Origin of the sequence: Photobacterium frigidiphilum (assembly GCF_003025615.1) — a bacterium.
GTDB lineage: Bacteria > Pseudomonadota > Gammaproteobacteria > Enterobacterales > Vibrionaceae > Photobacterium > Photobacterium frigidiphilum.
The window spans coordinates 21,951-34,432 of sequence record NZ_PYMJ01000048.1 but is presented as its reverse complement, the minus strand read 5'-3'; the positions used below and the strand labels follow the sequence as shown (position 1 = coordinate 34,432).

The window sequence follows — 12,482 nt, the reverse complement described above, 5'->3', positions numbered from 1 at the left end:
CATGATTTCTTGGTACTCCGATATTGAAGTAGAAATCATTGGTATAACGTTCAAATTTGCCAACACCTTGATCATTTCCGCTTTGATGACAGAAGAAGCACCTAGCTTGACCATAAAAAAGATCATGCCCGTCATTTTCCTGGTCAGTAAAACCATCTAAGTCGAACAGCCCATCTTCATCATGTTTTAACGCTATATCTCTTTTAGAGTCAAAGCGGTTGTTATCGCTAGACATTTGCCAAGCAGCTAAAGCGACTGAAAATCTCGCAAATATCTCATCTACTTGACGGTAACTGCAGCGAAGATGCTCTCCCCAAGCGTATTGGTATAACTGTCTACCCCATGTAGTTCCTCTAACCTGCGTACAAACTTTAAACTTACCGTCTTTTGCCTGTTCAAGTGGATTAATAAATGGGCTTGCATGTGCCTGATCAGCAACGGGACCTAAATATTTTTTATACATACTTTCGTATTTACTATTTAGACCCGCGAATACATCAATATTATGCACTGTTTCAATTAAATCACCTTCAGCGCGACCATTCCAAAATGCACCACCACACGGTGCAGGGGCAAAACCAGGACAAGCCACGTCAAAAAGTTTCAACCCTTCAGGATCTCCCACCTCATTTAAAAATTGTGCATACTTATTTGTCGGTGGTTTAAGGTTACCAACCATAACCCCATCAGAGCCCGTTACAGCCACATCTTCAAGATTTATATTTGAATCACCATTAGTACCACCAGTATCAGCGGTATGACACGTAGAGCATGACATATTTCTTTGTAATGATATTTTTTCAAAAAATAGACGCTTACCCATTTCCTCTAGGTATGTTAAATCATTATCACTTGCATTAGCGGCATTGGATAGAAATCCCACACCAACCATAAGGCTGAATACAGCACTATAATGTTGTATCCTTTTTTTCTTTTTTAACATTATATCATTTGATATTTTACTCATTACGCCCACCTGCTTTCAACCTAGATTAAAATCATTGATAATAAACAAAAATTAAACACAAACCGCATGAAAATAAAACTAACAGAATAAATCTAGTATATTTCGCAGTTGCAATTGACATCAAAAACTATAATTCTCACACAAAAGACAGAAGTTATAAGATTACATTTAAAACCAATACACCACTGTACAACTTGATTATTACAAAACATTAAAAAAGATAACTCAAACAAATTAAATTAATAAAAACAATAAGCTACAACAACAACCCATAACGATAGATAGTATCAATAATAACAACAAATCTCACTTCTCACTCTTTACATCTTATTTCTCACACTGTTAACTCCTCAACCAAATTAACGACAAAATAACAATTTAAAGAATAATTAAAACTAAACCACAAACCAATTAAAACTACTAGCTTATTAACTTTCCACCCAGTCAATTATTTATAAATTATTTTGCTTATTACCGAGGAATTCATTTAAAATATGATGCATTCTTATTTCGTCATTATTTGTCCTATCAAAATGAAATCTGTGCTGTGTATACGAGAAAAGTTGACCAACTTATATTAGTATCAGAATGAATCGCTGGTACCCTGATTTATTTTTTAATCAAATATTGAACAACAAGCGCGGAATAGTCCGCCTACGGCGGAAGCTGCTGGATTCAAGCAATAAGTGCAACACGCTTGTCAGTAAAGGCCTCAAAGGGTTCTGTCGCATCTTGGTGCTCAATAAACAGCCATCATTACAATTGTCACCCGTTTTGACGAACGGATGACAAATCAACAGGCCTATCAGAGATGATAGGCCTGTTCCTTTATCTGACCTTGAGCTTCCCGATGCCCCCTGAATTTCGCCAACAAACAGTTTCCTTCCGGCGATCCGCTGGTATGTGGCCTACAAGCTCAGTTACCGAGATATCGAGGAGTTATTGGCAGAGCGCGGGGTTCGAGTTGACCACGCAACTATTCATCGCTGGGTGTTGGAGTATGCCCCTCAGCTGGAAGCCGCGTTCCGTAATGGCAAGAAGCGTGCTGTCGATAAATTCGGTGACACAATCGATTTTATGTTAACTGAAAAACGAGATGAAGCTGCTGCCAGAAGATTCTTTAATAAAGCAATAGGGCAGCATGGTTTACCTGATAAGGTGGTCATTGATAAGAGTGGTAGTAACGCCGCCGCTTTAGATACCTTGAATTGGCAGATTTGGTTTGCCGGCATAATCGGCGGATTTATTGAGGTACTCCAAGTGAAATATCTTAACAATATCGTGGAGCAAAGCCACCGAGCGGTGAAATGGAAGATGCGTACCGCGCTAGGATTCAAATCTATAGAGGGGGCTGAGGTGCTTTATTAAAGCTAAGCGTACATTTCTTCTCTGTTAACCAGCGGCCATATTCGTTGTCCAAGTTTTTACACTTCTACAAGGCAGCTCTGGCACCGTGAATAAGAAATGTTCGCAAGTATCTATCTCCTCGCTTGCTGATACCCAATAAAATCTGCTTGGGAGCAGTTTTACGCGCTAGCAGCCTAATTGTATCTGAAAATCAGTACGCTTATACTTTTTCATAACTTTGCGACACAACCAAATTCTCGCTGAAACGAGCATCTTGAGGTAACTTGGGTAATATCGCTTTTATTCGGTGTGTGCAATTAGGCGATAGGAGCAACATGGCAACTCTCGTCAATACGGATTTTTCCTGTTCCCACATCGGTTTGATATTTAACTGTAATAGGAAACTGAGCAGCACCAAATATAAATGATGTTGTACTTTTTCCTGAAATCGATGTTTTTAATTGGTTATTGCCGCCTGAAATAACCCTTAATTGGATGTGCTCTGCATGTTCACTGCGTATTGATATACGTGTATCAGTTCTTTGTTCAACACATTCAAGTTGAAAAGGAAGGTCGTCAGCTGCTGTCGCTATTGTGCTAAATGAAAAAGCGGCGATAAACGCCGCTTTTGAAAAGGTATTATCCATATTAATACTGGCTGATATTAATATCGTTATAAGATGAGTTATATAGGTTTACCCAAGCCAGATCATTTGTATTTTGAGTTACATCAACGTCATTGCCGTTAGTATAACCACTACCTCCGCCTGTGTTCATAATAACTGTTGTTTTAGATTCATGACCGTCTTGATCAATATCGATATAGTTATGGTCGACATTTTCTGATAGTAAGCTGACATATGATTCATTGTGGGCACCATCTTGATCCACATCTACGTCATTTCTATCACCACTCTTAATATATATATTGCTTAAGTTGTCATAACCATATTGATCTACATCTATATAATTATGATTTGCACCATAACTAATTGTATTATCACTTACATTTCTTGCACCACGCTGGTAGATATCTACATCATTATGATCGCTACCATGAATATTTACTCTTGCTTTATTTTTAGTACCACGTTGATAAATATCTACATCATTATCGTCACTGTAATGCATATTTACTCTTGCTCTATTGTCAGCATAATTGCCATATGATACTTGAACAATATCTACATCATTATCATCACTATATTGCAGATTAACCCATGCTGAGTTGTCGTCGCCAGGATTCGCCATTACGCCACCAGAAACTAATAAAGCTGAAATTGCTAATGCTAACTTATTCATGATACTTTCCTTAGAATGATTTAGTTTACATATATATGTTTGTTCATACCATTAACGATAATAATGTGGTCGTTACCATCCTGATTAACAGAATAATCAGAGTGACGAACATTACTTTTCTCTATAACATAAGCGGTGTTATTATTGTCTTGTTGATTAATTAACTTTTCATTACCATAACCTTTTTGAACAAGGTAGGCAGTATTGTTATCGCCATTTTGAATGATGATGCCATCATTATACAATCCCGCCTGTAAAATGGCGGCTTCATTATTATATCCATTTTGATTTATATAGGCACGGTTTCCATTGCCTATTTGGCCAATTGTTGCGTTATTATCATTTCCTTGTTGTTTTATTTTTGCAGCATTTCCTTTATGATTACCAAAGCTTTTTTGAACGATGGTTGCATTACTGTTTGATGCTTCATTAAGATTAACGACGGCAACATTATCGAAGCCTGATTGTAATTCAGATAAGTTTCGTAATTCATTTCTTGCTAAATCTTCCGAAAAAGCATGACTATTTAAACTTACGAATAACAAACCTGATAAATATAATGTGTTTACTTTGTTTAACGACTTCATGTCTAACAGGCCACTAATCAATTTGTAATTTAATTATCGGATTTATCTGTATTAATTAAATGAACTTTTCTACGGTTTGAGAAGGATTATTGTGAGTTATTGGTTGAGAGAAGTACTCATTAATAATGATAAAAAGGGTGATAAATAAGAAAGTCATCTAATAGGAAAGTTTAGGTTTAGATGTAACTCATTCTATTGTAAGGTTAAAGTTGTAGTGTATATCCCAATTAACTTAATGGTTCTTTTAAAATCACGCTTACTTTTGAAGTAAATGTTGTTTCAAGTACTTTATCTTGTCCAGTTCGTACCAACTATGCGATATTTTGGTGGCTTGTGTTGGGTGCACTGCATCGATGAAAAGCATTGATTTATCTTTGCTAGCGCTCCCATACATACGTAATAATTTTGTGTGTATGGTGATACGCATTTTCTGTTAGATACATTATTAGTTCTTGAGCTTGCAGCGTTGATAAATAGCCTTGTGAACCACTATCTTCAGGTTTAAGTTTGTTCAATCACGGGCATCTTTATGTGGTCACGCACTCGTTCATTACGAGTCTTATCAGATTGTATTCATAATCAAGGGATGTATGGTATGAGTGAGAGGGGGCTAGAATTGAAGATAAAAACGCCCTTAAAATGATAAAGGGCGCTAGCGACTGAACCTGAAATCAATCTCAGGTATTATTTAATCATAAAGAGAGAATTACATGATAGGGAATGATTTACTTAAATAAGCCTGAATAGTTGGGTGGTTAATGTCTTCTGAACGTGCTGGTTGCCATAGCCCTGTTTTAATACCACCAACGATCACATGGACAACGGCTGCATCAATGGCAGACATCACAGCGAGGTTGACAGGTTCATTAGTGGAATAACCCAGTTCGGCTTCAAGTAAGTCTTTGTAATCAACGAATTTGAATACGCCTGTTTGTAATTCCTTCGATAAAATGGTTTTACTTGTAGTAACGCTCAGTAGAATTTTACCGCTTCGCACGTCAACAGCACGTACATTTACCGTGACTTGGTCGGTACGGTATTTACCTGATGCTCCAATGCCTAAGTATCGTGCACCCGCACCACCTGTTTTAACATTGGTGTCGTAGGCAACAATGCCGCCTTCCATCATAATATTGGCTGAGGTTAAAGAGGGAAGATAATCACCATGGTTAGTGGGTGCTTCATCCTTTTTTTGTGCTGCTCGAATTATCTTACGTTCGGTTAGTAGGTTTTGTAAGCCTTCACGTTCGAGTGGGATAAACCATCTTGAGTCTAATAGCGCTGTGGTTAGCAAAGCCGCACCGCCTTGAGGCACTGCGGTTGAGAAGTTACTGTTGGGTTGTGGTTTATATTGCCCTGTTTGATCTCGGAAATCATAAACAGATACAAAAATCTTTCCTTTAGGTATAGGTAAGGATACAAGATCTTTATATGTTGAACCTCGTGCCATAAGTGAAGGTTCACTGCTGATTTTGGGAGTACCTAGCGACATTGAACACCCTGATAGCGTCAATAATGCAATTCCGAGTAATACAGCTTTCATGATGAATATCCTTATTGGTCGGGTACTAGACCGCTAACTTGAATCGTCGATGATTCGCCAGTTTCTTTATCCGTGATTTGAATCAGCAAGCTGCCATTGTCATCCACTATATTAAGAACAAAGTCATCTGTGGTTAATTGCCCAGTATTACCTGCCCCCACATCAGATAAGAGTTGGCTAATTAATCGTGATTCTAAGCTTGCTGCTAGCCGTTCAAGATCGGATTGCTCTTCAATCCCTAAATCATCAATGGGCGCTTTATAGTCATTAATGGCATTTGCTACGCCGAGTAAATGGCTACTGTTTAATGGGTTGCCGCCAAAACTGGGATTAATTGGAGAATAAACAAGTTCCGTGGCTGAAGCTTTAGTTACGCTTATGCACAATAAAGCAAGAATACATATTTTCCCTTTCATGATTCGCCCTCCTAGATTTCATCATGACCAACATCAAAAGTGTCTTTTAAGTAACGTTCAATTCGCCAGCGAATAACATAAGAGCCTACAACTTTTACAGCTTCTTCTGCTTTCGTTTCTGCTTGCTGTCGACCTGGCGATAAAGCGGTACGGTAAATAGGTGTTTGCCGATGAAATATGGTAATAATACTGCCTGATAATGCGGTTGCTCTCTCTTTCACCGTTAAATTTTCAGTTAAGTCTTCATATTTATCATTCAACATTTGAGAGAAGATGGAATAAAAATCCGCCCCCAATCGTGTCATGGTTCTATCAATGACAACTCCACTTATTTCATTTAAATCATCTAAGCTATCTTTATTTTCGAGTGGTGCTTTGTTTTCTAATGGTGCGCCATTTTCGACTGCGTGTGTCGTACCAGTAAAGGCCATGTGAATGACAAATAGGATAATAAATTGAATTTTCATGAGGATATGTCGTTATAGTAATGATTTTTTGCCCACATAAAGGCTTGTATTCTATTTTTTACTTTTATTTTTTTAAAAACATTATGAAGGTGTGTTTTTATTGTATTTTCACTGACATATAATTTTTGTGCGATTTGAACATTAGATACACCTGAAACTAATAATTTCATAATTTCTTTTTCACGTGTTGTTAATTTAGCATCGTGTTTAGGTGTAATCGGTTCTTTACTGCGATAGGCGCTGATTAAGCGTTGCGTGACTTTACGGCTAAGCCATAGTTCACCGTCTATAATAGTACGCATACCTTTAACAACGGTGCTTAGCTCATCTGTTTCAAAAAAAATACCAACAATATTAGGCCACTTGGCAAGTTCTTCGATATCAATATTATCTTTTGAGTTAATAAACACTTCTTGAGTGATTAACGAATGTGTACAAACAAAATCGATGTATTGGTCGTAGCTATCATCAGTGATTTTTGTGTGATCAATGATTATGGTTACTTCATTAAATTTAACCAACTCGCTCTTTTTCAGTTTATCAAACGTTGTACATTCGATACTGATATCAAGTGATTTCTCCAGATATTCCTTGAATAACGAAGATTGAAGGCTTGAACAAGATATAAATAGGAATTTATTGTCTTTTTGTTTGTGCATTTCTATTCCCTCTTACAAGCTACGGCATTGTGGTATTAATATTACCGCTCAGTTTTACATCCTACTTTGAAATAACTGTAGTGCAGGTCAAAAAAATGACACTGTATAAAAGGTAATGTTTTTATAATCGATAGCCGTTCAGTTGTATTTTGTCTTTATATTCAAATAGATATGACGGTTAAATATATTGTGTTTTTTATGGGGAAATGCGAATGGTATTTTTTTATTGTATAAATTTTTGATTTTATGAAATCACAGCAGATATTGACAATGAAATGCTTTTCTTTCGCTTTTATAGGCTGTGATTCATTGACTGCTTATAAGGTCAAAGCGTATACCCAAGCTACCTCAAAGCCCAAGATTCAGAGTGTTCTCAGCAAGTTTTGTTGGGCTTCATGCTGTGTTACTTATTTTCAATGTAGAACCACGAGGTCTATACCCAATCAACTTGAAGATGCAGGTGTTGAACACCGGAAAGTTATCATTTAGTCGAGACGTCAATGAGCCTGGGCGTTGTTGAAGCGCTCAGATAATGCTCAATTATTCCATTAACACTGAGTTCAGTTATCATGGCCAATCTATTTATACAGGTTGGCTGTTTAACAAATGCCTTACAAATACAATAACGCCAAACGCCATCATTTCAAGAAGCATACCTACGCCTTAAATAACTATCGTGAGTACAATCAGGCGCTCAAGCAACGCGGGCGGTTAGACATTTGGATTTCTGACGATATCATCAAACATTAGCAACATGACGATCGCATTTATGATGGTACCGGCTCTTCTGTTAAGTACCCTGACAACACCATCGAAGCCTGCCATTACATCCGACTGGTGTATAAACTTCCCCTACACCAAGCTCAGGGGTTTATTGAAAACTTACTGATAAAGCTTGGCATGGACAACCTTCAATGCCCTGACTATACGTTGTTATCAAAGCGGCTGAAGCAACTTAATCTTACGGTGCCACGATTTAGAAAGCATGAAAGGCCAGATGAAAAAATTGCTGCAATAGCCATTGATTCAACGGGGCTCAAGCGATTCGGAAAGGATGAATGGCATCAAGAAAAACATAAGGTTAATGCAAAACGCAGCTGGCGAAAGGCGCATTTTGCTGTTGATGAAGCTCACTTCATTCAAAGCGCAGTACTCACCGATAAAAATACGATGGATGCTCAGGTTGTCAGGACGTTGATATGACCCCCACTGTCAATTAAAAACATAGAAGTTTCTGCTCCTACATTTCAGAGCCTTTCGTTTGTTTTGAGATAGTGTTAACGCATAGATGAAGCAAGTAATTTCGTCGGTTTTCATGCTGATATTCGTGGATTACTCATCACTCAATGAGCAGAGCCTACCTTACTTGTTCCGTCGTGGCACCTGGCTTCAGTCTATGCTCGTGGTTCAATAAAGCGTGAGCTTTATTGCCGTCCTAACGCCCTCGGTGGTTGCGCCACACCCGATGCTTCATCCAATGCGATAACACTAATTTTTTTCTCATGCCGGTAGCCTTGCTATTCGAGCTTTTGGATCGACTTCGCTCACGACAACTTCTCTTGCGATAGCCCAGATGTAAGCGATCATTTCTCTTGCTATCGCGGCGACGACGATATTTCGGTGTTTACCTTTTTGCAGTAAACGCTGGTAGCGACGGCATAACCTCTGTTGTGCATGCCAAGCGATATCGACAATCTCCTTAGGCAAACCTTCTTGTCTGTGTTGCAATTCAACAGAGATATTCGCCTTGTGTCTATAGGTGTGCGCGCCCTCGATGAGTAATCGCCTCGCTCGGCTATTGCCACATTTGGTTAAACTTCCGCGTCTGGTTTTCCCACCACTCGAGCTTTCAGTAGGGACTAACCCTAGGTAAGCCATGAGTTTTCTGGGATGATCGAAGCGACGTAAATCACCCAGCTCGGCAATGGTGCCCAGAGCGACGAGCAGTCGCACGCCCCGCATTGCTTGGACTGCTTTCACAACAGGATAGTAGCGCCAGTTTTTTACTTGATGGAGAAGTTCATTATCCAGTCGTTGTAACCTTTGTATTCGCTCACTGATGGTGATGATCATTTCTTGAAGCACAATTTGCTGGCTATGATGAGGTAAAATGAGGTCTGTTAGCCACCGTAGATGCTTTTTAGACCAGTTATCGTTTACCGTAGCTTGAATGTTATTACGAAGAAGGAAACCTTTTAGTTGGAACTTCGCATCTTTTAAGTCCTTCATCGCAGTTTCTCGGGCTCGGGAAAGATCTCGAATGGCTTCATCTTCCGCCTCTGGCACGTAGATAGGAGTCAGCTCTTCGGCCTTAAAAAGCTTTGCCAGTTTTGCTGCATCGCGTTTGTCCGTTTTTACTCGGTCGCCTGTTTTTTTTGGAATAAGTGAAGGGGCGATAACATAACAGCAGTGACCAAGACTGGTAAGTAAGCGGTATGTCCAGTACCCACATGGCCCAGCTTCATAGATGAAATGGAGTGTGGCTTTTGGATATTTAGACTGTAACTGTTGTGCGAGTTTAATTAACGCCGACTTATTGGACTTAATTCGGCCTAAATGGTCAGGTTTTGCTCCACGATGACCTTGTAGAACTGCGACTTGTATAAAGGATTTGTGAGTATCTAAGCCAATGAAAACTATGGTATCGTTGTTCATGCTAGCCTCCAGTTTAGTTGTTTTCACACTAATTATGGCTCTGGCGTCAAGCTAACCCACGATCTTGGAGGCTAGCACCTCGTGGGGTCATTATGTCTATGGAGTGGGATGGTTCATTACATTAAACCCGAGCCAAACAGAAATGATGCTGAGAATATTGAGCCATGTGCCCGAAAAGCACTTCAAAATGGTACGTTATTTTGGTTTTTTATCAAATCGCTTACGTGGAAGTTTGCTGCCATTGATATATAAACAGCTAGGGCAAGAGGTCGTAGCGGCTAAAACCTTTGGTTTTGTCGCGATGATGAAAGCGTTCTTGAAAGTTGATCCTTTCAAATGCATTTTGTGTGGTGCTCGAATGGTGTTTACGGGTTTTATAGCAGGGTTGAAGGTAGGTCGATTGGTGTCAGCGATAGAAAATATCGTTTTACAGAGGTCAATTTAAGTTAGTAATCAGGGAAGATCTATTCGAAAACTGCTTTTGTGGTCATAACGCCTTCAATTCACTCCGAATCCCCTCATTTTTTGATTCATCCATAATGAAAAAGGTCAAAATGACATTTTGCATTGATCTTTTCTTGATGGATAGCAATCTTTCAGATTCCTATCCATAAATGACGGTAAAAAGGCAATATCTGTTTAATAATGCGGCGTTGAATGGCGACGAAAGAAGTGCGGGCAATAACAGAGGTGAAAAATAGTCAGTTTGCGCTAGCCTATGTTCATGGTAAGGAATATTGAAATTCCTTACCATCGAGCCGGAACGCCGCTCTCAGAGTTGACAGCTTCGACGTTGGTACAGGCGAGTATGATGCCGGCCTGATGGCCGGTACGGGATAGGTGTATTCAAATGACGAGAAAAAGGCCATATCTGTTCAATAATGCGGCGTTGAATGGCGACGAAAGAAGTGCTGGCAATAACAGCGGTGAAAAAGAGTCAGCGAGTGCCAGCCTCTGTTCATGGTAAGGAATATTGAAATTCCTTACCATTAAACCCTATTAGATAGCAAAATCTTCTAGGTTTTTATCTTGTAGAAACTTTGGCGTTCTACCTTGGCCTGTCCATGTTTTTTCTTCACCGCTATCATCAGTGTATCGATACTTAGCAGGGCGCGGAGCACGTTTCTTTTTTACTTTCTTTTCAGTAGTAAAACTACCGATTAATTCTTCAAGATCAATGCCATCTTCGATAAGCATCTGACGATAAGCTTCCAGCTTTTCACGCTTTTCCTTTTCAGCTTCATACTGCTGAGCCTCTTCTTCTTCTCGCTCATTGACGACAGTTTTCAATTTACCTAGCGCATCATTAAGTTGGTCTAAAGAATATTCACGACAAGTTACGCGCAAAGAACGTAGGTTAAGTAAAAGCTTCATTATTTCCGACATTAAGGTTTACCTCTACATTAAAACTTATTTTTTGTAATACTAATAGTATTACAATGATTCAATCATTTTTACTAATTCTTGTCCGTCAACGAGCCCTAAGTTATTTAAGCGAACGAGAGCACGTAGCAACTTCGCAGGTGTAACTTTTGCCGCAGCCTTGGTCTTAACATTAGCTACAGCCATAGCAATCTCAGCCTTATCGTAATCACTAAATCGATAGCATGTAGGCGGATCTTGTTTAGTTGAAGACTTTTTCACAGTCGCTATGGTCGTAAGTGGTTTGTCGCTTTTAGGTCTATCTTCACGACGTTTTCTATTTTTTAAGTCCATACCCCCTCCAAAGTATTACTAAATATCTATTTAAACAAACCAATAATTTCTTTTGCCAGCGATTTATAATCATTTATAGCTGTAGACCCTTTTTTATACTTACTAAGGGGCATCGACATAAATGAAGCCTGACCAATATGCTCAGACCGTCTAATACTTGTTTTTAGAATCCGCCCTTCGGCTATCTGTAAAAGGTCCTCTTCAATAGCCCCATTGATAACTTTGTTTTGCGCGGCAACTTCGTTTCGGAAAACATAATAGTTTAGGCTTTGATCTTGGCTAACTTCATTCAAAGCATCTAACAAATCTTCAAGGCCATCTAATGCAAAAACGCCACTATTAACAGGCATCAAAAATAAATCAGCAGCCACGATTGCATTCGTCGTTGTTAGAGATAAATTAGGGGGGCAATCTAAAAGGATGTAATCAAAATCATCTTTTAATTTATTAAGGTGATTAGTTAATCGAACTTCCCTAAAGCTAAGTGTTAATCCAGCTTCAATAACTCTACTTAATCTAATATCAGTAGGAATGTAAAAAAAGTTCTCACTATCATATGCAGACCGAATCATAGCTCGAACATCTGCTTTATTATCTTTAGCAAAGAGGTCCATAACATTTGGATCAAAGCGCACTTCACCGCCAGAAATGACTTTTGATAAATTTCCTTGGGGATCAAGGTCAACAACAAGTACCTGTTTCCCTTGCTTAGCTAATACATCAGCTAAGTTTATTGTTGTCGTGGTTTTACCAACGCCACCTTTTTGATTAAGAACAGCTATCGTTTTCATATTGCCCCCTAAAAAGTAATACTAATTGTATT

The 12,482-nt window shown here is 38.8% G+C and carries 14 protein-coding genes and 2 pseudogenes; 3 read left to right on the top strand and 13 right to left on the bottom strand.

Translation table 11 applies throughout. The annotated features are described in order from the left end of the window. Positions 1-967 (bottom strand): cytochrome-c peroxidase (locus C9J12_RS26965; RefSeq protein ID WP_107245892.1); only part of this gene is annotated, 967 nt, incomplete at its 3' end. 861 nt (positions 968-1,828) lie between these two features. On the opposite strand from C9J12_RS26965, the gene C9J12_RS26960 reads away from it, so the two are divergent. Continuing rightward, positions 1,829-2,335, top strand: a complete 507-nt coding sequence (locus tag C9J12_RS26960) for a DDE-type integrase/transposase/recombinase (RefSeq protein ID WP_227876485.1) — start codon at positions 1,829-1,831, stop codon at positions 2,333-2,335. Positions 2,336-2,631: 296 nt separating this feature from the next. Here the strand turns inward: C9J12_RS26960 and C9J12_RS26955 are convergent, their stop codons facing one another. The 8 genes and pseudogenes from C9J12_RS26955 to C9J12_RS26925 form a co-directional block, all read right to left on the bottom strand. Beyond that, complete coding sequence (locus C9J12_RS26955) at positions 2,632-2,961, bottom strand: hypothetical protein (protein ID WP_107245885.1); 330 nt, start codon at positions 2,959-2,961, stop codon at positions 2,632-2,634. Between the two features lies 1 nt (position 2,962). Then, positions 2,963-3,616: a hypothetical protein gene (locus C9J12_RS26950; RefSeq protein WP_107245883.1), complete on the bottom strand. Its 654-nt coding sequence runs from the start codon at positions 3,614-3,616 to the stop codon at positions 2,963-2,965. 20 nt (positions 3,617-3,636) lie between these two features. Further along, positions 3,637-4,203, bottom strand: coding sequence for a curlin subunit CsgB (locus C9J12_RS26945; RefSeq protein ID WP_107245881.1), 567 nt, complete (start codon positions 4,201-4,203; stop codon positions 3,637-3,639). A 272-nt stretch (positions 4,204-4,475) separates the two neighbouring features. Continuing rightward, a pseudogene (locus tag C9J12_RS31660) lies at positions 4,476-4,712 on the bottom strand (IS630 family transposase); the annotation flags it as partial. Between the two features lie 197 nt (positions 4,713-4,909). Further along, entirely contained in the window at positions 4,910-5,746 is an 837-nt protein-coding gene (locus tag C9J12_RS26940) for a CsgG/HfaB family protein (RefSeq protein ID WP_107245879.1), read from the bottom strand. Positions 5,747-5,757: 11 nt separating this feature from the next. Further along, positions 5,758-6,162 carry a curli assembly protein CsgF gene (locus C9J12_RS26935; protein WP_107245876.1) on the bottom strand — a complete coding sequence of 135 codons (405 nt, stop codon included), beginning with the start codon at positions 6,160-6,162 and terminating at the stop codon, positions 5,758-5,760. An 11-nt stretch (positions 6,163-6,173) separates the two neighbouring features. Continuing rightward, positions 6,174-6,629 (bottom strand): curli production assembly/transport protein CsgE, encoded by a 456-nt coding sequence (locus tag C9J12_RS26930; RefSeq protein ID WP_107245874.1) that lies wholly within the window; start codon positions 6,627-6,629, stop codon positions 6,174-6,176. Then, complete coding sequence (locus C9J12_RS26925) at positions 6,626-7,288, bottom strand: LuxR C-terminal-related transcriptional regulator (RefSeq protein ID WP_107245872.1); 663 nt, start codon at positions 7,286-7,288, stop codon at positions 6,626-6,628. The genes C9J12_RS26930 and C9J12_RS26925 overlap by 4 nt, the downstream gene beginning before the upstream one ends. 765 nt (positions 7,289-8,053) lie before the next feature. Between C9J12_RS26925 and C9J12_RS26920 the strand changes: the two genes are divergently transcribed. After that, entirely contained in the window at positions 8,054-8,491 is a 438-nt protein-coding gene (locus C9J12_RS26920) for a transposase (RefSeq protein ID WP_227876484.1), read from the top strand. Between the two features lie 297 nt (positions 8,492-8,788). Here C9J12_RS26920 and C9J12_RS26915 read toward each other — a convergent pair whose 3' ends face one another. Then, on the bottom strand, positions 8,789-9,943 hold the full coding sequence (locus tag C9J12_RS26915; RefSeq protein ID WP_107245869.1) for an IS110 family RNA-guided transposase: 1,155 nt from the start codon (positions 9,941-9,943) through the stop codon (positions 8,789-8,791). Positions 9,944-10,064: 121 nt separating this feature from the next. Between C9J12_RS26915 and C9J12_RS26910 the strand changes: the two are divergent. After that, positions 10,065-10,388: pseudogene (locus C9J12_RS26910) on the top strand (transposase); the annotation flags it as partial. A 554-nt stretch (positions 10,389-10,942) separates the two neighbouring features. On the opposite strand, the gene C9J12_RS26905 reads toward C9J12_RS26910, so the two are convergent. From C9J12_RS26905 to C9J12_RS26895, 3 genes are read right to left on the bottom strand one after another with little or no spacing between them, the layout of a single operon-like run. After that, positions 10,943-11,329 (bottom strand): H-NS family histone-like protein, encoded by a 387-nt coding sequence (locus C9J12_RS26905; protein WP_107245864.1) that lies wholly within the window; start codon positions 11,327-11,329, stop codon positions 10,943-10,945. Positions 11,330-11,377: 48 nt separating this feature from the next. Next, positions 11,378-11,659, bottom strand: coding sequence for a hypothetical protein (locus C9J12_RS26900; RefSeq protein WP_107245862.1), 282 nt, complete (start codon positions 11,657-11,659; stop codon positions 11,378-11,380). Positions 11,660-11,685: 26 nt separating this feature from the next. After that, positions 11,686-12,450 (bottom strand): ParA family protein, encoded by a 765-nt coding sequence (locus tag C9J12_RS26895; RefSeq protein WP_107245860.1) that lies wholly within the window; start codon positions 12,448-12,450, stop codon positions 11,686-11,688. Positions 12,451-12,482 lie beyond the last annotated feature (32 nt).

What these genes read in the sequence shown, in the direction of transcription:
- C9J12_RS26900 (WP_107245862.1), bottom strand. Translation starts at nt 11,659, where the DNA reads ATGGACTTAAAAAATAGAAAACGTCGTGAAGATAGACCTAAAAGCGAC.
- C9J12_RS26945 (WP_107245881.1), bottom strand. Translation starts at nt 4,203, where the DNA reads ATGAAGTCGTTAAACAAAGTAAACACATTATATTTATCAGGTTTGTTA.
- C9J12_RS26955 (WP_107245885.1), bottom strand. Translation starts at nt 2,961, where the DNA reads ATGGATAATACCTTTTCAAAAGCGGCGTTTATCGCCGCTTTTTCATTT.
- C9J12_RS26950 (WP_107245883.1), bottom strand. Translation starts at nt 3,616, where the DNA reads ATGAATAAGTTAGCATTAGCAATTTCAGCTTTATTAGTTTCTGGTGGC.
- C9J12_RS26925 (WP_107245872.1), bottom strand. Translation starts at nt 7,288, where the DNA reads ATGCACAAACAAAAAGACAATAAATTCCTATTTATATCTTGTTCAAGC.
- C9J12_RS26895 (WP_107245860.1), bottom strand. Translation starts at nt 12,450, where the DNA reads ATGAAAACGATAGCTGTTCTTAATCAAAAAGGTGGCGTTGGTAAAACC.
- C9J12_RS26935 (WP_107245876.1), bottom strand. Translation starts at nt 6,162, where the DNA reads ATGAAAGGGAAAATATGTATTCTTGCTTTATTGTGCATAAGCGTAACT.
- C9J12_RS26940 (WP_107245879.1), bottom strand. Translation starts at nt 5,746, where the DNA reads ATGAAAGCTGTATTACTCGGAATTGCATTATTGACGCTATCAGGGTGT.
- C9J12_RS26905 (WP_107245864.1), bottom strand. Translation starts at nt 11,329, where the DNA reads ATGTCGGAAATAATGAAGCTTTTACTTAACCTACGTTCTTTGCGCGTA.
- C9J12_RS26930 (WP_107245874.1), bottom strand. Translation starts at nt 6,629, where the DNA reads ATGAAAATTCAATTTATTATCCTATTTGTCATTCACATGGCCTTTACT.
- C9J12_RS26915 (WP_107245869.1), bottom strand. Translation starts at nt 9,943, where the DNA reads ATGAACAACGATACCATAGTTTTCATTGGCTTAGATACTCACAAATCC.